The 19,795-nt window shown below is 69.3% G+C and carries 19 protein-coding genes; 8 read left to right on the forward strand and 11 right to left on the reverse strand.

The features are described from left to right. Window positions 1–16 precede the first annotated feature (16 nt). Window positions 17–253, reverse strand: coding sequence for a CDGSH iron-sulfur domain-containing protein (locus tag DJ75_RS16520; protein WP_094525514.1), 237 nt, complete (start codon window positions 251–253; stop codon window positions 17–19). Window positions 254–357: 104 nt separating this feature from the next. Here DJ75_RS16520 and msrB point away from each other — a divergent pair, with 104 nt between their 5' ends. Then, on the forward strand, window positions 358–777 hold the full coding sequence (gene msrB, locus DJ75_RS16525; RefSeq protein WP_094525515.1) for a peptide-methionine (R)-S-oxide reductase MsrB: 420 nt from the start codon (window positions 358–360) through the stop codon (window positions 775–777). A 117-nt stretch (window positions 778–894) separates the two neighbouring features. On the opposite strand, the gene DJ75_RS16530 is transcribed toward msrB, so the two are convergent. The 5 genes from DJ75_RS16530 to DJ75_RS16550 form a co-directional block, all read right to left on the reverse strand. Beyond that, window positions 895–1,656, reverse strand: coding sequence for a sensor histidine kinase KdpD (locus DJ75_RS16530; protein ID WP_094525516.1), 762 nt, complete (start codon window positions 1,654–1,656; stop codon window positions 895–897). Between the two features lie 76 nt (window positions 1,657–1,732). Further along, window positions 1,733–2,887 carry an acyl-CoA dehydrogenase family protein gene (locus tag DJ75_RS16535; RefSeq protein WP_094525517.1) on the reverse strand — a complete coding sequence of 385 codons (1,155 nt, stop codon included), beginning with the start codon at window positions 2,885–2,887 and terminating at the stop codon, window positions 1,733–1,735. Between the two features lie 156 nt (window positions 2,888–3,043). Further along, window positions 3,044–4,192 carry an N-methyl-L-tryptophan oxidase gene (gene solA / locus DJ75_RS16540; RefSeq protein WP_094525518.1) on the reverse strand — a complete coding sequence of 383 codons (1,149 nt, stop codon included), beginning with the start codon at window positions 4,190–4,192 and terminating at the stop codon, window positions 3,044–3,046. 90 nt (window positions 4,193–4,282) lie between these two features. Further along, complete coding sequence (locus tag DJ75_RS16545; RefSeq protein ID WP_094525519.1) at window positions 4,283–5,425, reverse strand: pyridoxal phosphate-dependent aminotransferase; 1,143 nt, start codon at window positions 5,423–5,425, stop codon at window positions 4,283–4,285. Next, complete coding sequence (locus DJ75_RS16550; RefSeq protein WP_094525520.1) at window positions 5,422–5,910, reverse strand: Lrp/AsnC family transcriptional regulator; 489 nt, start codon at window positions 5,908–5,910, stop codon at window positions 5,422–5,424. Before DJ75_RS16550 ends, DJ75_RS16545 begins: the two co-directional genes overlap by 4 nt. Window positions 5,911–6,044: 134 nt before the next feature. Between DJ75_RS16550 and DJ75_RS16555 the strand changes: the two genes are divergently transcribed. Together DJ75_RS16555 and DJ75_RS16560 are read left to right on the forward strand one after the other, a co-directional pair. Further along, window positions 6,045–6,911 carry an aldo/keto reductase gene (locus DJ75_RS16555; RefSeq protein ID WP_094525521.1) on the forward strand — a complete coding sequence of 289 codons (867 nt, stop codon included), beginning with the start codon at window positions 6,045–6,047 and terminating at the stop codon, window positions 6,909–6,911. 1,122 nt (window positions 6,912–8,033) lie between these two features. Then, window positions 8,034–8,702 (forward strand): helix-turn-helix domain-containing protein, encoded by a 669-nt coding sequence (locus DJ75_RS16560; protein ID WP_094525616.1) that lies wholly within the window; start codon window positions 8,034–8,036, stop codon window positions 8,700–8,702. A gap of 160 nt (window positions 8,703–8,862) precedes the next feature. Here DJ75_RS16560 and DJ75_RS16565 read toward each other — a convergent pair whose 3' ends face one another. Further along, entirely contained in the window at window positions 8,863–10,218 is a 1,356-nt protein-coding gene (locus tag DJ75_RS16565; protein ID WP_094525522.1) for an adenylosuccinate synthase, read from the reverse strand. Window positions 10,219–10,554: 336 nt separating this feature from the next. On the opposite strand from DJ75_RS16565, the gene DJ75_RS16570 reads away from it, so the two are divergent. Continuing rightward, window positions 10,555–10,860, forward strand: coding sequence for a hypothetical protein (locus DJ75_RS16570; RefSeq protein WP_004045854.1), 306 nt, complete (start codon window positions 10,555–10,557; stop codon window positions 10,858–10,860). Window positions 10,861–11,023: 163 nt separating this feature from the next. Here the strand turns inward: DJ75_RS16570 and DJ75_RS16575 are convergent, their stop codons facing one another. From DJ75_RS16575 to DJ75_RS16585, 3 genes are all read right to left on the reverse strand, one after another. Further along, complete coding sequence (locus DJ75_RS16575) at window positions 11,024–13,432, reverse strand: hypothetical protein (protein ID WP_094525523.1); 2,409 nt, start codon at window positions 13,430–13,432, stop codon at window positions 11,024–11,026. 144 nt (window positions 13,433–13,576) lie between these two features. After that, complete coding sequence (locus tag DJ75_RS16580; RefSeq protein WP_094525524.1) at window positions 13,577–14,050, reverse strand: NUDIX hydrolase; 474 nt, start codon at window positions 14,048–14,050, stop codon at window positions 13,577–13,579. Between the two features lie 130 nt (window positions 14,051–14,180). Then, window positions 14,181–15,152 (reverse strand): transcription initiation factor IIB family protein, encoded by a 972-nt coding sequence (locus tag DJ75_RS16585; RefSeq protein WP_094525525.1) that lies wholly within the window; start codon window positions 15,150–15,152, stop codon window positions 14,181–14,183. 311 nt (window positions 15,153–15,463) lie between these two features. On the opposite strand from DJ75_RS16585, the gene DJ75_RS16590 reads away from it, so the two are divergent. Both DJ75_RS16590 and DJ75_RS16595 read left to right on the forward strand, forming a co-directional pair. After that, complete coding sequence (locus tag DJ75_RS16590; RefSeq protein WP_094525526.1) at window positions 15,464–16,651, forward strand: Xaa-Pro peptidase family protein; 1,188 nt, start codon at window positions 15,464–15,466, stop codon at window positions 16,649–16,651. Window positions 16,652–16,759: 108 nt separating this feature from the next. After that, entirely contained in the window at window positions 16,760–17,944 is a 1,185-nt protein-coding gene (locus tag DJ75_RS16595) for a nitrate/nitrite transporter (RefSeq protein WP_094525527.1), read from the forward strand. 34 nt (window positions 17,945–17,978) lie between these two features. Here DJ75_RS16595 and DJ75_RS16600 read toward each other — a convergent pair whose 3' ends face one another. After that, window positions 17,979–18,215 (reverse strand): hypothetical protein, encoded by a 237-nt coding sequence (locus tag DJ75_RS16600; RefSeq protein WP_092566076.1) that lies wholly within the window; start codon window positions 18,213–18,215, stop codon window positions 17,979–17,981. 378 nt (window positions 18,216–18,593) lie between these two features. Here DJ75_RS16600 and DJ75_RS16605 point away from each other — a divergent pair, with 378 nt between their 5' ends. Both DJ75_RS16605 and DJ75_RS16610 read left to right on the forward strand, forming a co-directional pair. Beyond that, entirely contained in the window at window positions 18,594–19,187 is a 594-nt protein-coding gene (locus DJ75_RS16605; protein WP_141212070.1) for a hypothetical protein, read from the forward strand. Window positions 19,188–19,241: 54 nt separating this feature from the next. Continuing rightward, the gene (locus tag DJ75_RS16610) at window positions 19,242–19,664 is read left to right on the forward strand and encodes a universal stress protein (RefSeq protein ID WP_094525531.1); all 423 of its coding nucleotides are present in this window, start codon (window positions 19,242–19,244) and stop codon (window positions 19,662–19,664) included. Window positions 19,665–19,795 lie beyond the last annotated feature (131 nt).

A 19,795-nucleotide genomic window follows, 5' to 3' on the forward strand; every position in this document is an offset into this window, starting at 1 on the left:
ACCGTCTCAGGTTCGCTTACCGGTCTTCGGACGCGATCTCGTCGATCTCGCGCCGCTCGCCGTCGGCGTCGTCGTTCGCGTACTTATATACGACGCCGTCCGCCTCGTCGGCGGTCGCGTTGTGCGACCCGTCACAGAGCGGCTTCGAGTCGGAGAGGCCGCACTGACAGACGTATATCTTGCCGTCGTCGCCGGTGTCGGACTCGTCGAGTATCGCCGGACCGCGCTCCTCGTGGGTGACTTCGCGCGCCATGTCACGTCGATCCGTGCCCGCAGGCATACGGTTTGGGGCCGGTCCGGGCGGGGCGACCGAGACCCCGCCGGAACCGCCTTGGGCGTGGGGCCCGTACTCGGCGTATGAGCGAGACCGAGGAGGGAGACGCGGTCGACCCGGGAGAGCTGACCGACGAGGAGTGGCGCGAGCGGCTCTCCGAGGAGGAGTACCGCGTGCTCCGCGAGAGCGGCACGGAGGCGAAGTTCTCGGGCGAGTACGTCGACCACCACCCCGACGACGGGGAGTACCGCTGTCGGGCCTGCGGGACCGTCCTCTTCGACGCCGAGACGAAGTACGAGTCCGGCTGCGGCTGGCCCGCGTTCTACGCGGCCGAGGAGGAGTCGGTGACGACGACGGTCGACACGAGCCACGGGATGCGCCGCACCGAGGTGCGGTGCGCGAACTGCGATTCCCACTTGGGCCACGTGTTCGACGACGGCCCCGAGCCGACCGGGAAGCGGTTCTGCATCAACTCGGTCGCGATGGAGTACGACGACGAGTGAGCGCGCTCGGTGCGCCCGGGGAACCGACGCTGGCGGCGTTGATCACGCTGGCGGCGTTGATCACGCTGGCGGCGCGGACGGAGAGACTGGCGGAGAGACCGGCGACGCCCTCGCGCCCTACTCCGCCACCGAGAGCCTGACGACGAACGCCGCCCCCTCCGGCTCGTTGTCCTCGATCCACACGTCCCCGTCGTAAATCTCGACGAGCGACCGGACTAGGTACAGCCCGATACCGGCGCCCGGGCTGTCGAGTCCCTTCTCTCCTTTCCCGAACACCTCGTCGCGCTGGCCCTCGGGGATCCCGGGCCCGTTGTCGGCGACGCGTACCTCGACGACGCCCTCGCCCTCGTCGAGGGTCGCCGACACCGTCACCGTCGGCGGCGTCTCGTCGTTGTGCTGGACCGCGTTCCGCAGGAGGTTCCGGAACACCGAGCTCAGCATCTCGTCGGCGACGACCGCCTCGTCGGGGAACGATCCCTCGACGGTGAACACCGCCTCCGAGTACGCCGAGCGGACCTCCTCGACCTGCTGGGAGAGGACCCTATCGAGCGCGACGCGGCTCGGGTCGGTGTCCTCCCGGAGCATGACCTCGGCCAGGTCGCGGACCGTCGTGGTCAGCGAGACCGCGCTCTGGGTGTTTCGCTTTATGACCTCTAGGTACTCCTTCCCGTCCTCGTCGACGTGGTCGTCGAGCAGTTCGGCGTACGCCCCGACCAGCTGGAGGTCGTTGCGAATGTCGTGGCGCATCACCTGGTTCAGCAGGCGGAGGTCGTCGCGCTGGCGCTTGAGGCGTTCCTCCGGGGTCACGCCGTCGGCCGACTCGGCGTCCGCGCCGTCGCTCGCGCTCCCGGCCGGCTCGGAGTCCGCACCGTCGCTCATGTCAGTGACGAAGGGCCGCCGCCGGTTTTTATATACCGGTCGCGAGCGGGGGGCGCGAGCGACCCGACGGAGTCGCTCACAACCCCTCGTCGAGCAGTTCGCGAGCGATGATGTTCTTCTGGATCTCGGTGGTCCCCTCGTATATCTGGGTGATCTTCGCGTCGCGGTAGAGCCGCTCGACGTCGTGGTCGTTGACGAAGCCGGCGCCGCCGTGGACCTGGACCGCCTCGTCGGCGACGTCCACGGCGACCCGCGAGGCGAACTCCTTGGCCATCGACGCGAGCGCGGTGAGATCGCCGGATTCGTTGTCGACCGCCCACGCGGAGCGGTAAGTGAGCCAGCGGGCGGCCTCCGTGTTCGTGTGCATCTCCGCGAGCTTGTGTTTGATCGCCTGGAAGTCGCTGATCGGGCGGTCGAACTGCTCGCGCTCCTCCGCGTACTCAAGTGCGCGCTCGGCCGCGCCGCGGGCGATCCCGACGCCCTGCGCGGCGACCGCGGTGCGTGTCTCGTCGAAGAACTGCATCAACTGGAGGAATCCCATCCCGCGCTGGCCGATCAGGTTCTCCTCCGGCACCCTGACGTCGTCGAAGCGGAGCTCCGCGGTGTCGCTCGCTCGGATACCGAGCTTCCCGGTGATCTTGTCGCGGGTGAGCCCGTCGCGGTCGCCCTCGACCAGGATCTGCGAGTAGCCGGAGTAGCGGTCGTCGATCTCCGGGTCGGTCTCGCAGACGACGACGAAGTAGTCGGCGACGGTGCCGTTCGTGATCCACATCTTCGACCCGTTGATCACCCACTCGTCGCCGTCCTTCTCCGCGCGGGTCTCGACCGACGTCACGTCCGAGCCCGCCTGCGGCTCCGAGATCGCCGAGCCCATCACCGCGTCGCCGGCGGTCACCTCAGGGAGGACGCGCTCCTTCTGTGCCTCCGTACCGAACTCCATCAGCGCCTCGGCGCCGAACCCGGCGCTGGAGACGCAGAGGCCGATCCCGGGGTCGGCCGCGAACAGCTCCTCGGTCAGGATCGCGTTCTCCACCGACGAGTACCCGACGCCGCCGTACTCCACCGGCACGTGCGGCGCGAGCAGGCCCATCTCGGCGGCCTTCTCCATGACCTCGTGGGGGTACTTTTCATCGACGTCGTACTCCGTCGCGACCGGTCGGATCTCCTCGTCGGCGAACTTCCGCACCTCGTCCCGCAGGTGTCGTTGCTCGTCGGTCAGCTGGAACTCCATGTTCACCCGATCCGCCGAATTCATCATAATTATTCGTAAATGACGAGGAATCCGGAGCGCGTTTATCACGGCGTCCCGGCACGGCGGGCGTCTGATCGCGCCGTGTCTTCCGGTCGGCGCCCGTGTCGACGGATCGTCGACCGCGAGCGGTCGGGGTTACCCCCGTCCGTCACCGACCCCGTCGAACCGATCGAGAGCGAACGGGTCTGCGTCGACCGGCGGGTCCGAGTCCGTGGCGAGCGCGGCGGCGACCTCGCCGACGACCGGCGCCGTCTTGAACCCGTGTCCGGACATCCCGACCGCGACGACGACGTTCCCACCGTCGGGGAGCGTGTCGATGATGTAGTCCCCGTCCGGCGTCTGCGACAGCACGCACGCCTTCGTCCCCAGCACCGCCCCGTCACCGGTCGGCGCGAAGTCGCGGGCGAACCCGCGCGCCGCCTCCGTCTCGGCCAGTCCCGCGTCGTGAATCTCGTCGGGATGGACGGCGCTCCCCTCGGCGTGGGTCGCCCCCACCTTGAATCCGGGAACGCGATGCCGGGGGAGGCCGTAGAAGTGCCGGCCGTCCTCGGTGTCCATCACGAACACCGGAAACGAGTCGGGCGCGAACGCGGCCGGGGTCCGCGGCCGGATCCGACAGGCAACGTGCCGCTCGCGCTCCACCAACCCCTCCACCGCGGCGACGTGGTCGGCGGCCCAAGCGCCCGACGCGACCACGAGCGAGTCGGCGTCGTAGTCCCGTCGCGGCGTCCGAACGCGGACCCCGTCCTCGCCCGCGGTCCAGTCGACTACCGGCTCGCGGGCCCGCAGCTCGGCGCCGTCCGCCATCGCCGCCTCGGCGAGCGCGACGAGACACCGCTCCGGGTCGAGGAGCCCGCCGTCGGGCTGGAACACGGCTCGGTACCCCTCGGGGAGGTCGTAGGCCGGAAACCGGTCGTTGACAGCGGCCGCGTCCAGCACCTCGTGGTCGATGTCGTGGGTGTGACAGGTCGCTCGCGCGCCGGTGAACGAGTCGCCCGACTCGGGCCCGACGGTCAGGGACCCGGTTCGATAAAAGAGGTCGGCCTCCGCGTCGCGGTCGAGTCGCTGCCACGCCCGTCGGCTCCGGCGAAGCATCGGCACGTACATCTCGCCCTCGTGGTAGGCGAGTCGGAAGATGCGGCTCGGTCCGTGCGAGGTCGCCCGCGGGTTCGGGAAGTCGCCTCGCTCCAACAGCAGCACGTCTCGACCCTCGCCGGCGAGCGCGCGGGCGGCCGCACACCCCACCACGCCCGCACCGACCACGACTGCGTCGTACTCGCCCATACCCGCTCGTGGCGGGCGACCGCGTTAGTCGTTTGGCTCCGAGAAGCGAGACCGACCGAGCGCGCTCGGCGGGCGCTCGGCGGACGCTCGTCAGTTACGCCCGTTGACGAACGTCGCGATCCGGTCGGTCGCCTCCTTCAGCTCGCGCATCGAGGTCGCGTACGACACCCGGAGGTGGCCCTCGCCGCCCGCGCCGAAGACGGAGCCGGGGACGACGGCGACGCCCTGCGCCTCCAGCAGCTCCTCGGCGAAGACCTCGTCGTCGCCGCCGCAGTCGGGGAAGGCGTAGAAGGCGCCGCCGGGCTCGAACGTGTCGAGGCCCATCTCGTTGAACCGGGAGACGACGAGTCGGCGGCGGCGGTTGTACTCGTCGACCATCTCGGTCACTTCGTCGTCGCAGCGGTCGAGCGCCTCGATCGCCGCGTACTGCGGCGTCGTCGGCGCCGACAGCATCGTGTACTGGTGGATCCGGTTCATCGCGTCGATCGCCTCGGTCGGTCCGAGCGCGTACCCGAGCCGGAGGCCGGTCATCGCGTACGCCTTCGAGAAGCCGTTGACGACGACGGTGCGCTCGCGCATCCCCGGCCGCGTGACGATCGAGGCGTGGTCGGTCCCGTACGTGAGCGCGGCGTAGATCTCGTCGGCGATCACCCGGATGTCGTTCTCGCGACAGAAGGCGGCGACCGCCGCGTACTGCTCGTCGGTCATGGTCGCGCCGGTCGGATTGTTCGGGTAACAGAGGACGAGGAGGTCCGCGTCGGCGGCGCCCGACGCCTCCAGCGCGCTCCGCGTGAGCGCGAAGTCGTCCTCGGCCCGCGTGGGGACCGTCAGCCGCTCGCCGCCGGCCAGTTCGATCCCCGGGCCGTAGGAGATGTACGTCGGCTCGTGGACCGCGACCGTGTCGCCGGGGTCGACGAGCGCGCGGAAGGCGAGGTCGACCGCCTCGCTCGCGCCGGTGGTGACGAGCACCTCCTCGGCCGGGTCGTACGACTGGTCGTAGCGCTCGTGTTGGGCCGCGATCCGCTCGCGGAGGGCGGCCATTCCGCGGTTCGACGTGTAGGAGGTCTTCCCGCGTTCGAGCGAGTCGATCGCGGCGTTCCGGGCCGCCCACGGCGCCGAGAAGTCCGGCTCGCCGACGCCCAGCGAGATCACGTCGTCGCGCGCCTCCGCGAGCTCGAAGAACTTCCGGATCCCCGACTCGGGGAGGTCGCGCGCGCGCTCCGAGAGCCTCATGGCGAGACGGAGAGGCGGTCGTCGTCGTCGCCGTCCTCGAACCGCACCCCGCCGTCCTTGTACGTCTCCATGATGTAGTGAGTCACCGTCTGGGTGACCTCCGGCATGGGCGCGACCTGCTCGGAGATGAACCGGGAGACGTCCTGCATCGTCTCGCCGAGCACCTCGACGGCGAAGTCGTAGTCACCGGAAACGAGGTGGAGGGCGTCGACCGCCGGGAACTTCGCGATTCGGTCGGCGACCTGCTCGTACCCCGTTTCGCGGTCGAGCTCCACGTTGATCTCGACGACCGCCCGGATCTTCCCCTCGTCGACGCGGTCCCAGTCGATGACCGCCTGGTAGCCGTGGACCACGTTGTCCGCCTCCAGCGCCGCGATGGCCTCCTCTACCGCGGCGGCGTCGAGGCCCGTCTGGGCCGCGATGTCGTCGATGTCCTCGCGGGCGTTCCGCGCCAACACGTCGAGTACCTCGCGCTCGGCGTCCATACTTCACGATCACGCGGGGGCGGTTTATGAGTAGCGACGCGCGCAAGACGGGCCGTCGGCCGCGGCGCGCTGGTCGGCGCTCTCCCCCCTCCGCTATCCTTACCACTTTGGGGGCCGCACGCGTACGCCCGGCCATGTCACCAGCGACGACGACCCGGAGCGAGACGTTCGACGTCGGCGGCGACCTGACCGTCAATCGCCTCGGCTTCGGCGCGATGCGAGTCACGGGCGAGGACATCATCGGGCGGCCGGCCGACGAGGAGGAGGCCAAGCGGGTCCTCCGGCGGGCCGTCGAGCTCGGCGTCGACTTCGTGGACACCGCCGACTCCTACGGGCCGGGCGTCAGCGAACGCCTGATCGGCGAGGCCCTCGGCGACCCCGACGACGTGGTCGTCGCCTCGAAGGCCGGGCTGCTCCGCAACCGCGAGGGCGACTGGCTCCCCCACGGCGACCCGGACTTCCTGAAGAATCAGGTGCTGTGCAGCCTCGACCGGCTCGGGGCCGACACGATCGACCTCTACCAGTTCCATCGGCCCGACCCGGACACCGACTTCGAGGCCTCCGTCCACGCCTTCGCGGAGATGAAGGACGCCGGGCAGATCGCCCACGTCGGCCTCTCGAACGTCACCGTCGAACAGCTGGAGACGGCGACGGAGATCGTCGATATCGCGACCGTCCAGAACCGGTACAACGTCGGGCACCGAGACGACGAGGACGTGCTCCGCGCCTGCGAGCGCGACGACGTGGGGTTCATCCCGTGGGGGCCGATGTACGCGGTCTTTCAGGAGGGGCCGGCCGCCGTGCTCGACGAGGTCGCCGAGCGTCGCGACGCCACGCCACAGCAGGTCGCGCTGGCGTGGCTGCTCGAACACTCCGACGTGACGCTCCCGATCCCGGGCACGTCGAGCGTCGAACACCTCGAAACGAACGTCGCGGCCGCCGACCTCTCGCTGACCGACGAGGATATGGCAGCTCTGGACGAGATCGATCTGCGGGCGTAGAGCGCCGACGAGCGATGTGCCCCGATTCCTGAGCCCTCTCACGGCGTCCGGCCTCGGGTGCGTCGGCGTCAGTTCCCCGCGCTCGGGACGGCAGTCGCCGTGCCGGGGTGTCCAGGATCGTTCGGCGGCTAGCGGCGCGGGCGGTTGGACCTCACGGTCCGGAACGGCCGTCTTCGGCGACGACCGGCGCGGGCCGTTCGCGTGGACCGTCGATACCCGCCGCCGCTTCAGGAGCACCGTTCGGGCGGCCAGAGCGGCCGTCGCCGACGAGTGTGTCGAGCGAGCTAGCACCGCGGACGGAGGTACGCACGGCCCGCGTCGGAGGACTCACGTCGAACGACGCGACCCCCGTACCGTGAACGACGGCGTCCGGGTGCGGGTCGGTAACGACGGAGCCGATCGAGCCCGTTGGAGCACCCGATCGCTTTGACGTCGAAGGTCTCTCTCGGTCGGAGACGCGCCGACCCCCGGGCGATGACGGTCGCGACCCACACCCCTCGTTCGCCGTCCGTTGTCACGATGGCCGCCGTTCTTCACCGACCTCGACCGCCCCGCCATCGTGTACGGCAGGTGGCCGCCAGTGGCGGCCGGCAGGGGCGCGATCGGCCGTTAGTATATAAGTGAGTTATACTCATAAGCCGGAGACCGATGGGCCGAGGGCTCCACGTTCCACCCGTATGACACGGAACGACCGCGTCCGCGACGGCGCCGACAGAACCGAACCGAAGTTCTACCTCCCTGCCGCGTCCGCTCGCCCGGCCGCACTCGATTGGTTTGACCGGGTCCGCGCGACGCTGTTCAAGCCGCCACGGTGACGAGTCGAGAACGCTGCGAACGGGTCCGCCGGAGGGTCTTCGAACAGCCGAACCGGACCGGTCGGTTCGGGCCGACACCGTGTCGGTCCCCAAGTCGCCCTCCCGGTCCGAACCGCACACGTATGAGACATAGGTATATCACCGCGACCCGCGTATCCGAAGGCCGTGCCCAACCGGGCGACGGGACTCACCGAACGACCGCCGCAGTGACGCCGGTCGCGAGCGTTCGACCGTCGATTTGCGCCGACCACCTCGGCACCCGTCGCTCACGGAGGTGGAACTCCGGAGGCAGTTCCCTCACAGAACGATGAGCGATATTAAAGCGGTCGTCCGAGTCGAGCACGCCGACATCGTCCTCACGGGCGCGGTCCGTCACGACAGCAGTGCGAGCGTCGAATCGGTATCGGAGGCGGGCACCGATCCGACGTCCGGGCGGTTCTTTTACCGCGTGGAATCGTCCGATCTCCGTCGGTTCGAGAGGGGATTGCGGAACGATCACACAATCGGGGCGTTCGAGCGCCTGCGTGAAACCGGCGACGGGAGGGCGATTTACAGCGTGGAGTATTCGGACGAAGCAACGATCGTCTCGCCGGTCGTCTCGGCGGCGAGCGGTGTCATCCTCGACATGGAAAACGAGGGTGGCGCGTGGAACCTGACGGTGTGGCTGCCCGAGCGAGCGAATCTGACTCGCCTGTGGGACTACGCACGACGGAATGACATCAGTATCGAGCTCGTGCGTGTCAACGAGTACGATGGCATCGGTACCACGGACGCGGGACTGACCGACAGCCAGCGGGAGGCGCTCCTCGTCGCGGTCGATGCGGGGTATTTCGAAGAGCCCCGAGACGTGACTCTCAGTGACGTCGCCGCCGACCTGGACATCTCTCAGCCCGCGGCTAGCGGGCTCCTTCGGCGCGGAATCAAGCGACTGATCATCTCCTCTCTGATGGACGACAGCGAAGAGCCGAACAGGTGAGCCCCCGTCGCAAGTGCGAGCGTGTCGCGAGGACTCCGGGACGTACCGTGCGTGTGACCTCAGTGTCCGGAAAGTCGGATGGCCAGAGAGAGCCGTCTGAACGGCCAGTTCACACCCGTCGAACGCGTCGCACCAAACGACGTATGCCCGCGACGGGGGCCTACGCGTCGAACGGGTTCACCAGCTCGACCGTCTCCTCGCGGTCGGGACCGACGCCGACCGCGTAGACGGGCGTGTCGGTCTCGTCGGCGACGAACTCGAGGTACTCGCGGGCCGCCTCGGGGAGCGCGTCGTAGCCTTCCTCGGCGACCGCGGCCGAGTCGAACTCCGCCCAGGTGTCGAGGGACTCGTACACCGGTTCGCACCGCTCCCATCGGTCGGTCGTGGTGGGGACGGTATCGATCTCCTCTCCATCTAGCTCGTAGCCGGTACACACCTTCAGCCCGTCGAGCCCGGCGAGCACGTCGACGTGATTGACCGCGAGCCCCGTGAAGCCGGAGACGCGCGCCGCGTGGCGCAGCATCGGGAGGTCGAGCCAGCCGATCCGACGGGGGCGACCCGTCACGGTGCCGAATTCACCGCCCTTCTCTCGGATGTCGTCGGCGAGCGCCTCCTCGTCGGCGTCCCCGTCGAGCTCGGTCGGCATCGGCCCCTCGCCGACGCGGGAGAGGTACGCCTTCACGATCCCGACGACCTCGCCGTCGCCGACCTTCGTGACCCCGAGCCCGGAGCCCACCGCGGCGGCGCCGGCGGTCGGATTCGAGGACGTGACGAACGGGTAGTTCCCGTGGTCGACGTCGATGTGCGTCCCCTGAGCGCCCTCGAAGAGGATCTCGTCGCCGGCCTCGTGGCGGCGGTGGAGGTAGTCCGAGCAGTTGACCGTCATCCCCTCGTCGGCGAGGCGCTCTCCGATCGCGGCGAACTCCTCGTGGAGCGCGTCGACGTCGAACGCCTCGGCGCGCTCTTCATCGCCGTCGATCTCGAGCCCGTACACGTCCTCGACGATCGCGCGCTTCTGCGGGACGGCGTACTCCAGTTTCTCTCGGAGCACGCCGGGGTCGAGCAGGTCGGCGACCCGGACCCCTCGGCGGCCCGCTTTGTCCTCGTACGTCGGCCCGATTCCGCGGCCGGTCGTGCCGACCTCGTCGCCGGCGTCGTCGTCGGCCTTGACCTCCTCTTCGATCCCGTCCAGCACGCGGTGGTACGGCAGGATCACGTGCGCCCGGCGGGCGACCCGCACGTCCGGGTCGAGCCCGCGCTCGCGCAGGCCGTCTATCTCGCTGAACAGCGTGCGCGGGTTGACGACGCAGCCGTTGCCGAGGACGCCGACCGTGCCGCGGACGGCACCGCTCGGTACCAGCGAGAGCTTGTACTCCGCGCCCCCCTCGACGACGGTGTGGCCGGCGTTGTCGCCGCCCTGATAACGGACTACGACGTCCGCGTCCCCTCCCCACCGGTCGACGAGCGCGCCCTTGCCCTCGTCACCCAGCTGGGAGCCGACGATGGTGAGTGTCATACGGCCCGGTGGTTCCTTCCGGGGGGTAAAACAGATTACGGTCCGCGGACGCGATCACCCCACGAACGTGCATCAGATTGCGGCGTACTCATATGAGGTATGCCCGTTCGTGCGATAGATCCCCGTCTGACGGGCTCGCGACGAGCGAAGCGACGAACTCCGCCACCGATTCGCGGGGCCGCTGCTCGCGGAGTCGGCCGTCGATTCGCACGACCACTCGGTCCCCGATCGATCGAACACGTTAATTACTGCCACGTCGAAGTCGGGGATCGAGCGACCCGGGGGCGGCCGACGACAGCAACTTTTAAACAGGGGCATGACGAGTTAACATGTGCCATGATAGATCGACTAGAGAAGGAGGTAGACATGCTGGAACGACACCTCCAAGTCCTGCGGATGGTCATCGAAAACGAGCCGATCGGCATCGTGAAGATGTCGAACGAGACGGGATACCCCCATCACAAGGTCCGGTACTCCCTGCGCGTGCTCGAGGAGGAGAACCTCATCGAGCCGTCGAGCCAGGGCGCCATCACCACCGAGCGAACCCACGAGTTCGTCGACGAGCTCGACGAGAAGCTCGACGAGACGGTCGACAAGCTCGGCTCCATGCGGATCGACGACGCCGCCGAGCTCGAGAACTGAACGCCTCCGTTCGTACGCGCCGCCGGCCGCGGGTCCGCGTTTCGATCTCGGGTCACCGCAGCCGCAGTTGTCTCTCGCCCCGACTCTGATTGCCCGCCGCGGTTTCTCTCGCCGCCCGCCCGGAGTCACGGGTCGCCGTCTCTCCGCCGCGAACAGCGCCGAGCTACAGGTCGGGGACGGTCATGTGGAAGCCGCCGTCGCGGGCCTCGACCAGACAGAGGTGGTACCCCTGCTTGCGCGAAAGCTTCACGAAGCTGGCGCGCTTCGATCGGCTGAACAGCCCGCCGCCGACCGCGTCGCTCGCCGTCTCTAACGCGCCCGGCTCGAAGAAGCTCTCAGTCACCGCGAACGCAGCCGCGAACGAGTCGTTCGACTCCGCGATGTCGCGGCCGTTGCCCACGAGGGACTCCAGCGTCCCCTCGGCGGTCGGGTCCCGGCTGTCGTTGAGGTCGGCGACGAACAGGGGGTTCCCCATCCGGTCGCGCAACACGAGGTCGAACGCGCGCTGCTCTCGCGTCTCCTCGCCGTTCTCGCGGATCGCTATCGACACCGAGCCGCCGATCTCCGCCCGGTCGACCTCGGGGATCGCGTCGTACAGGTCGCGGAGAACGCTCTGGTTGCCGGTCCCGCTCACCTCGAACGGGAGGTCCTCGACGAGCCAGCGGGTGAAGCCGTACTCGATCGTGTCCCGCAGGAACTCCTCGTACGGCCGCCCGTCGACCGTGAGCCCGTCCGTCTCGAAGCTCGTGTGGTGCTCGATCCGCAGGTTCTCGCTGAGCGCGTCGCGGTCGACCGCCCCGTCGTGGGCGTCCTCGAGCGTCGCGCCGCCCTTGGAATCGTACCGCACGAAGAGGTTCGTCCCGCTCCGCGCCTCCGCGGGAGACAGCGAGCGGTCGCCCTCGGGGAGCCGGTCGCGGGCCGCGGCGAGCTCCTCGCGCAGGCGGTCGCGCTCCTCGCGGAGCGTCGAGAGCTCCGACTCCAAGCGGTCCACCTCGGCGGCCAGCTCGTCGCGCTCGGCCTCGACGTCGTCCCGGTCCGCGACGGTCTCGTCCAGCTCCGCCGCCAGCGACTCGCGCTTCCGCTCCGACTCCTCCAGCGCGCTCTTCAGCTGGCGCAGGCGATCCTGGCCCCGTCCGTCGCCGGTCGATCCGTCGGCGCCCCGCGAGCGCTGCGACACGGCGGACCGGTTCGAGTCGGCCTCGGCCGTCGACCGCGGATCCGGAGAGTCGTCCCCCGCGGACTGCCCGCCCGGTTCGGGATCGTTTCGCCGCGCGGCGCCGTTCGATCCGCGGGACCGCCGGGAGCCGCTGGCGGAGCCTCCCCCGTTTCCGTCGCGGCCGGTCGGCGGGTCGCTCGATTCCGACGGGTCCAACGCGGGGATCGACTTCTGTTCGCGCCACTCCTCCTCCTCGGAGAACACGTCGTCGCTCGGGTGCGGCTCGCCCTCGGGCCGGTCCGAGTCCGCCGAGACGGCGGCCGCGTCGGAGGGCTCGCCATCGTCGCGGGCGTCCGACGTGGCCGCGGCCTCTGCGTCGCTCGCCGGTTCGTCCGCGCCGGCGCCCGCGTCGAGGGCGGCGTCATCAGCGCTTCGCGCCTCGTTCGCGCCACGTTCCGCGTCTGCGCTGCGCTCTCCGTTGGCTTCCCGTCGTTCGCCGTCAGTATCTCGGCCGTCGGTATCGCGACCGTCAGTATCTCGGCCGTCGGTATCGCGACCGTCAGTATCTCGGCCGTCGGATCCGCCGACCCTGACGGGCGACGGTCCGTCGTCGCCGCCGGCTTCGGTCTCGTCCCGACCAGCGGGACTCTCGCGGCTCTCGTCCGCCCTCTCGCTTCCGGCGACTCCGTGGCGCGCCGGACTCCCGTCGGCGTCGTCGGCCGCCGCGTCACCGGGCTCGTCGGCCGCGGTGACGTCGTCTCGATCCGAGTCGCCGTCGCGGCCCGCAGCGCTCGGCTCGGGGTCCGCCGCTGCCGACCCGTCGAGGGACGGTTCGGCTGTCGAGGCGGCCCCGGACTCGGCTGCTCCGGCGTCGCCGTCGGACGGGATCTCCCTGACGCTCAGGTCGACCTCGTAGACGGTGTAGATGCCGACCTCGTCGTCGGCCAGCGAGAACGCCTTCTCGCCCGTCTCCAGGCGTCGCGAGTTGCCGACGTACGCGGCGGTCATCGACTCGCCCGCCGTGTACGTGACGTAGTAGTCGCCGGAGAGCACGTTCTCCGACAGCTCGACGTAGCCCGTGAATCCGCCGCGAGAGAGCTTCTGGTCCGCCTCCGAGAGCGGGGTGTCGTTCGTGTAGTACTGCGCCCGGGGCTCGCCGCCCCGCTCCTGCATGGCGAACAGGACCGGGAGGACCGGTTCGGGGGCCTCGTACAGCGTGCCAGAGGCCTCCGAGAAGTCCGCGAGGTCGCCGTCGACCGCGCCGACGACGCGGCCCTCGAACACGAACAGCCACGCCGTGCCGTCGGTCACCGCGCCGGAGAATCCGCGGTCGACGAGGCGCCCGAGTTCGGCGAATCCGCCCGAGAACCCGCGGGAATCCCACTCGGTGATCTCCGATCGTCGCTGCGCGTCCATCTTGGTTTATGTCGCCTGCAACGACCCAAATACCTTCCGGACCGTGAGACGCCCGTCTGACGCCGATCGAAGCCGATCCAGTCGGTGCCGACCGGCGCGCAGGCCCGGGGTTTCCGGCGATCGCTCCCGCGGGTCGTCGACCGACTACGGCTCCTCGACGGTCGCGATCGCCTCGCGGCCGAGTTCGATCACGTCCGGCTGCAGCTCGCTCGCGGCCAGTTCGGCCGGCGTGTACCAGCGCCACCCGTCAGAGTCGACCTCGTCGTCGCCGTTCGGCGCGATATCGCGGGAGTCGACGCGGGCGTAGTAGAGGTGGTCGACGTGTTGGTGCCCCACGGCCCCGTCCTCGCGGACGTTGATGTCGTGGAGCATGAGGTGGGCCGGCTCCGGGAGCCCGCGCGTGTTCGGCCCCTCGATCGACGACTCGGTCGCGACCAGCTCGGCCTCCAGCCCGGTCTCCTCGCGGACCTCGCGGAGCGCCGCCTCGTGGGGGAGCTCGTCGCGGTCGACGTGGCCGCCCGGCGGGAGCCGGATCCCGAGCCGGTCGTGCGCGTGGAGCGCGGTCGCGCCGTCGTTGACGACGTACGTCGTCGCGGTGAAGTGACGGGTGGTCTCCATACGCGCCGCTCGGCCCGCGGGGGCTTGGGCGTTCTGAAAGGGGAACCGCGTCCGGACGCCCGAGCGTCCGGACGTCGGTCAGAAAGGGCGGAGCGTCGACCGCGTGCGGTCGTCGTGTCCGGCGCGCCGATCAGCTCAGCGCGACGCCGTCCTCGGCCTCCAACAGCTCGTGGTACCGGTTCCTGATGGTCACTTCGCTGATGTTCGCGACGTCGCTGACCTCGCTCTGAGTCACCTTCTCGTTGACCAGCAGCGAGGCGGCGTACACCGCCGCGGCGGCGAGGCCGACCGGCGACTTGCCGGAGTGGATCCCCTGCGACTTCGCGGTGTCGAGCAGCGACCGGGCGCGGCGCTCGGCCTCGTCCGAGAGGCCGAGGTCGGAGGCGAACCGCGGGACGTAGCTCTCGGGGTCAGCGGGCTGGATCTCCAGCTTGAGTTCGCGGACGACGTAGCGGTACGTCCGGGCGATCTCGTCCTTCTCGACGCGGGAGACGGCCGCGATCTCGTCGAGGCTGCGCGGCGTGCCGGCCTGCCGGGCGGCCGCGTACAGCGAGGCCGTCGAGACCCCCTCGATCGAGCGGCCGGGCAAGAGGTCCTCGTCGAGCGCGCGGCGGTAGATGACCGAGGCGGTCTCGCGGACGTTGTCCGGGAGGCCGAGCGCCGAGGCCATGCGGTCGACCTCGCCGAGCGCCTGTTTCAGGTTCCGTTCCTTGGAGTCGCGGGTGCGGAACCGCTCGTTCCAGGTGCGGAGGCGCTGCATCTTCTCGCGCTGCCGGCTGGAGAGGGACTTGCCGTAGGCGTCCTTGTCCTGCCAGCCGATGTTCGTCGAGAGCCCCTTGTCGTGCATCATGTTCGTCGTCGGGGCGCCGACGCGCGACTTGTTGTCCTTCTCCTTGGAGTCGAACGCGCGCCACTCCGGCCCGCGGTCGATCTCGTCCTCCTCGACGACGAGCCCGCAGTCGACACACACCGTCTCGCCGTGCTCCGTGTCGGTCGCGAGCTGGCCGCTGCACTCTGGACATCGCAGTTCCTCGTCCGACGACTCGGTCTCCTCCTCGTCGTCGACGTGCTCCGCCGTGTACGTTCGAACGTTTTCGCTCATTGGTTGGTTCAAATGGAGGGAACGAGGGGACCGAGAGACGCGTCTCGGTTAGTCTCCTCACTAACGGGTAAGGCCTGAGAGTATTTAAATCCTTGTGCCGATATCGATTCTGAAAACCTACGGAAGAGGGCGTCTTGAGCGCCACCACGGCAAAAATAGCCGTGATTTTTCGGCCGTCGGTCTGTCGCGCGCGCTTCGTGGCGGCTCGCCTATCGCTACTATATAGATATTTCGTGAGATACCGGGGATTCGAGGCTCCCGCACGGTTCCGCGAGGACAACCGATTTGAGCGTCGCCCGAGCAACTGACGTATGAACCGGACACGCCTCGACGAGACGCTCGCCGCCCTCGAGACCGACGGCTACCTGCTCGACGCCTCGCAGGAGGACGCGAACCAGCTGTACCTCTCCGGGTTCACCGGCCCGGACCCGTTCCTGACGCTGTACGCCGACGGCGAGGTCCACGTGCTGGTCTCGGGGCTGGAGTACGGGCGGGCGCGGTCGGAGGCCGCCGCCGACACCGTCGAGCGCCACGCCGACTACGACTACGAGTACGGCGGGCGCGAGGAGCGCTACGACATGTACGCCGCGTTCGTCCGCGACAAGGGCGTCGAGTCGGTGTTCATGCCGCCGCGCGGCCCGGTCGGGACCGCCGACGCGATGCGGGAGCGCGGGGTCGACGTCGCGGTCGACGGCGACGACCTCCTCCGGGAGGTCCGCGCCGTGAAGACCGACGAGGAGGTCGACGCGATCCGCGAGGCCCAGCGCGCGAACGAGGCCGCGATGCGCGCCGCCGAGGACCTGCTCGCGAGCGCGGACGTCGCCGGCGAAGCCGCGTCCGCCGACGCCGACGTCGAGCCCGGGACGCTCCTGATCGCGGACGGCGAGCCGCTCACCAGCGAGCGCGTCGCCGAGGAGATCGAGGCGACGCTGCTCCGTCACGGCTGCGCGCTCGACGAGACGATCGTCGCCGGCGGCGCGCAGGCGGCCGACCCCCACGACCGCGGCTCCGGCCCGCTCCGAGCGAACGAGGCCATAATCGTCGACGTCTTCCCGCGGTCGAAGGCGACGAAGTACAACGCCGACATGACCCGGACGTTCTGCGTCGGCGAGCCGCCGGCGGCGCTCCGGGAGTGGTACGACCTCACCGAGCGCGCGCTGGCGGCCGCCCTCGACGCCGTCGAGTCGGGCGCGACCGGCGAGGACGTCCACGCCGCGGCCTGCGAGGTGTACGAGGAGGCCGGCGAGCCGACGTTCCGCACCGATCCCGAGACGGAGACGGGGTTCATCCACTCCACCGGCCACGGGATCGGGCTCGACGTCCACGAGTCCCCCCGGCTCGCGAGCGGCGGCGGGGAGTTGGAGCCCGGTCACGTGATCACCGTCGAGCCCGGCCTGTACGACCCGGACGTCGGTGGGGTCCGGATCGAGGACCTCGTGGTCGTCACCGAGGACGGGTACGAGAACCTCACCGAGTACCCGATCGCGTTCGAGGTCTGACGGGGCTCGGCGGTCCGGTCCGCGGTGCGTGCGAGGCGACCGCACACCACACTCGGCCCGACTGGCCGCGACCGGAACCCGCTTTGACCCGGGCCGAGAACGGCGACCGTGAACTGGCGGTACCGGCACACGGCGCTCGCCCTCTGCACGCTCGCGTTCACCGCGACGATGGTCGCGCGGCTGGCCATCAGCCCGCTGGTCCCGCGGATCACGGCACGGTTCGGCGTCACGAACGCGACGGTCGGCCTCGCGCTCTCGGGGATGTGGCTGGCGTACGCGCTGGCGCAGTTTCCCTCCGGCGTGCTCGGCGACCGGTACGGGGAGCGCACGGTCATCCTGACCGCGGTCGGCGCCACCGCGGTCGCCTCGCTCCTGATCGCCGCCTCACCGTCGATCGCCGTCTTCATCCTGTTCACCGTGGCGCTCGGCGCGGGCGCCGGACTCCACTACTCCGTGGCGACGACGTTCCTCGCGAAGCAGTTCGACGACATCGGCCGCGCCATCGGCGTCCACGTCGCGGGCGGCCCGATCGCCGGGCTCGCCGCGCCGCCCCTCGCCGCGCTCGTCGGCTCCCGGTACGGCTGGCGCGCCGGCATCCTCCTCGGCGTCGCCGTCGCGGTACCCGTGTTCGCCCTGTTCGCGTGGCGGGTGCGGCCCACCGAGCCGATCCGTCCGGATCAGCCGATGCGCGAGCGGTTCGCTCTCGCGCCGCTCCTCGAACTGCTCTCGCGGCCGCCGATCCTCTACACGACCGCGCTGGCGACGATGGGCGCGTTCTCGTGGCAGGCGACCGCCTCGTTCCTCCCGACGTTCCTCGACGTCGGGAGCGGGCTCTCGACGGCGCTGTCGGCGCTGCTGTTCTCGCTGTACTTCCTCGTTCACGGCGGGACCCAACCGGTCACGGGCTCGCTCTCCGACCGGTTCGGTCGCGACGTGACGGCGATGGGGACGATGAGCGCGGGGATCGCCGGCTACGGACTCCTCGTCGCGACGGCGCGGTTCGACCTCGGGCTCGGCCCCACCGTCGCCGCCGTCTGTCTCGTCGGCGTCGCGATGTCGTGGGGCGCGCCCGTTCAGTCCCGGTTCATGGACCTCCTCTCCGACGCCGAGCGCGGCGCCGGGTTCGGGCTCGTCCGAACGGCCTACATGGTGCTCGGCGCGTCCGGTAGCGTCGTCGTCGGGACCGTCTCCGACGTCGCGGGCTGGGGCGTCGCGTTCGGCCTGCTCGCCGGCGTGATGACGCTCGGGCTGGTCACGCTGCTCGCGAACCGAGCGCTGGGGCTGGGGTACTGACGGGAACGAAAAGTCGGGACGAGACCGAGGTCGCCTACAGCCGGTCGTCTTCGAGGCTTCCGGGGTCCTCGGCGGTGTCGAACATGTTGTTCTCCGCGCCGTCCAGCATCTCGTCGCGCGGCTCGTCGTCGACGACGCTCACGTTGTACGCCTCGATGCCGGAGGCGATGAGGTCCTCCGCGGCCTGTTCCTCGGAGACGAACTCCTGGTCGGCGAGCTGCTGGAACTCCGCGTAGACGTCGTCCGAGAGGTTCAGTTCGAAGGTTGGCATACCCCCTCGTTCCGGCCGGACGCTTTTAAACGTTCCCTCGGCGGAGACGCCGGAGACCTGGGCAAATCGAGGGCCGCGACGCACCGGAGCTCACCCGGTGGCCCGCCGTGAGCAACGATCCGAACAGAGTGGACGGGAATATTGGTCGCCGTTCGGTCGCGATCGCTTGGCCCGCGACCGCTCGACTATACGTCGCTGTCGCGTGCGGTCGAGCGAACGACCCCCGATACTTTCCGTCTCCCGTTCTATCATACGGTATGTCCCACTGGCGCCGCCGTAACGAGGCGGTATCGACGACTGCCGGTTACAGGGGCCAGACCGCCCGTGACTAATGAAACATCGGACTGGTCCGGTCGACTTCACCGGTCACGGATCGCGTTGGTACTGTACTTTCGGCGGCTGTTGTCGCCGCCGCTTCCCGGAGACGGACTGCTGTTGTTCGGCTTTCTCGAAGGCGTTCTCGGATGGGGAATCTCGTGGCTGTTCAGTCGTAACCCGGGTCTCGCTCCGTTCGGACTGATCCAGTCGATCGTCGTCGTCTGGATGGTGCTGACCGTCGGAATCGTGTTCTTCGGCGTGACGTATACCACACCGACCGTACGGCGGAACCGCGTCTGGTTAGTTTGGGGTGTCCTGAACGTCGCCGCGACCGTCATTAACGTCGCCGCCCTCGCTGACCTCGTCCCGTCCGCGATGTTGCAGTACGCGTACTGGCACCCGTGGTTGGCGGTACTCGGAATCGGCTACCTCGTCACCGCACTGTACAACTGGGAGAGCCCACAGATACGACACCAAGAGCGCGTTGTCTACGCCGCGACCGGCGTGGTGACGCTCGGTCTCCTCGCGGGGAGCCTCGGTCCGCTACGCGCGTTCGTCACGCTGAACATCTTCGCGATCGGTGCGGTCGTTCACCTTGTTCCGATCGGCCACGACGTGCTTGCCGACGCAGTGCTTATCGCCCGTCGACAGTGACTCAACGACCGCCATCCGAACGACATCGACCGACGATTCGACGGATCCCACAGAATGTACGAGACCATCCTCTTTCCGACGGACGGCAGCGAGGCGACGACAAGCGCCGCGACACACGCATTCAGCCACGCAGAGCGATACGACGCGGCGATACACGTGCTCTCGATCGTCGAACTCGCGAGCGGTCTCGGCACCGCCGGGCGTGACGAAGCGGAGCTCGCCGAGCGGCGAACCGAACGAGTGTCGGCGGCTGAGAAGATTGTCTCGAAAACCGCGCCCGACGATGTCGAGGCGACCATCGCTGTCGAGGTCGGTAGCCCGGCGAGGGTGATCACGGAGTACGTCGACGACAACGATATCGACCTCGTAGTGATGAGTACAAAGGGCCGAAGCGGAGCGGAACGCATCGTCTTCGGCAGCATCACCGATGAGGTCGTCCGGCACGCGAACGCTCCCGTGCTCGCGGTTCGACGATAACGCGTCCGCCGACCAGTAGCGCCGTCGCTTAGCGGTCCGAACTCGGTCTGGCCACGTCGACCGTCTCGGAGCCCTTCGCTCGTGACGGCGACCCTGCTGTCCCAGTTGTTCGACGACGACTCGGAAGACAC

The sequence above is a fragment of the Halorubrum sp. Eb13 genome (assembly GCF_002252895.1).
Classification (GTDB): domain Archaea; phylum Halobacteriota; class Halobacteria; order Halobacteriales; family Haloferacaceae; genus Halorubrum.

Excerpts from the sequence above, each read along its gene's own strand:
- DJ75_RS16550 (WP_094525520.1), bottom strand. The coding sequence starts at position 5,910 with ATGGACGCCGAGCGCGAGGTACTCGACGTGTTGGCGCGGAACGCCCGC.
- solA (WP_094525518.1), bottom strand. The coding sequence starts at position 4,192 with ATGGGCGAGTACGACGCAGTCGTGGTCGGTGCGGGCGTGGTGGGGTGT.
- DJ75_RS16555 (WP_094525521.1), top strand. The coding sequence starts at position 6,045 with ATGTCACCAGCGACGACGACCCGGAGCGAGACGTTCGACGTCGGCGGC.
- DJ75_RS16545 (WP_094525519.1), bottom strand. The coding sequence starts at position 5,425 with ATGAGGCTCTCGGAGCGCGCGCGCGACCTCCCCGAGTCGGGGATCCGG.
- msrB (WP_094525515.1), top strand. The coding sequence starts at position 358 with ATGAGCGAGACCGAGGAGGGAGACGCGGTCGACCCGGGAGAGCTGACC.
- DJ75_RS16580 (WP_094525524.1), bottom strand. The coding sequence starts at position 14,050 with ATGGAGACCACCCGTCACTTCACCGCGACGACGTACGTCGTCAACGAC.
- DJ75_RS16535 (WP_094525517.1), bottom strand. The coding sequence starts at position 2,887 with ATGGAGTTCCAGCTGACCGACGAGCAACGACACCTGCGGGACGAGGTG.
- DJ75_RS16575 (WP_094525523.1), bottom strand. The coding sequence starts at position 13,432 with ATGGACGCGCAGCGACGATCGGAGATCACCGAGTGGGATTCCCGCGGG.
- DJ75_RS16590 (WP_094525526.1), top strand. The coding sequence starts at position 15,464 with ATGAACCGGACACGCCTCGACGAGACGCTCGCCGCCCTCGAGACCGAC.
- DJ75_RS16565 (WP_094525522.1), bottom strand. The coding sequence starts at position 10,218 with ATGACACTCACCATCGTCGGCTCCCAGCTGGGTGACGAGGGCAAGGGC.
- DJ75_RS16520 (WP_094525514.1), bottom strand. The coding sequence starts at position 253 with ATGGCGCGCGAAGTCACCCACGAGGAGCGCGGTCCGGCGATACTCGAC.
- DJ75_RS16585 (WP_094525525.1), bottom strand. The coding sequence starts at position 15,152 with ATGAGCGAAAACGTTCGAACGTACACGGCGGAGCACGTCGACGACGAG.
- DJ75_RS16610 (WP_094525531.1), top strand. The coding sequence starts at position 19,242 with ATGTACGAGACCATCCTCTTTCCGACGGACGGCAGCGAGGCGACGACA.
- DJ75_RS16570 (WP_004045854.1), top strand. The coding sequence starts at position 10,555 with ATGATAGATCGACTAGAGAAGGAGGTAGACATGCTGGAACGACACCTC.
- DJ75_RS16530 (WP_094525516.1), bottom strand. The coding sequence starts at position 1,656 with ATGAGCGACGGTGCGGACTCCGAGCCGGCCGGGAGCGCGAGCGACGGC.
- DJ75_RS16560 (WP_094525616.1), top strand. The coding sequence starts at position 8,034 with ATGAGCGATATTAAAGCGGTCGTCCGAGTCGAGCACGCCGACATCGTC.
- DJ75_RS16600 (WP_092566076.1), bottom strand. The coding sequence starts at position 18,215 with ATGCCAACCTTCGAACTGAACCTCTCGGACGACGTCTACGCGGAGTTC.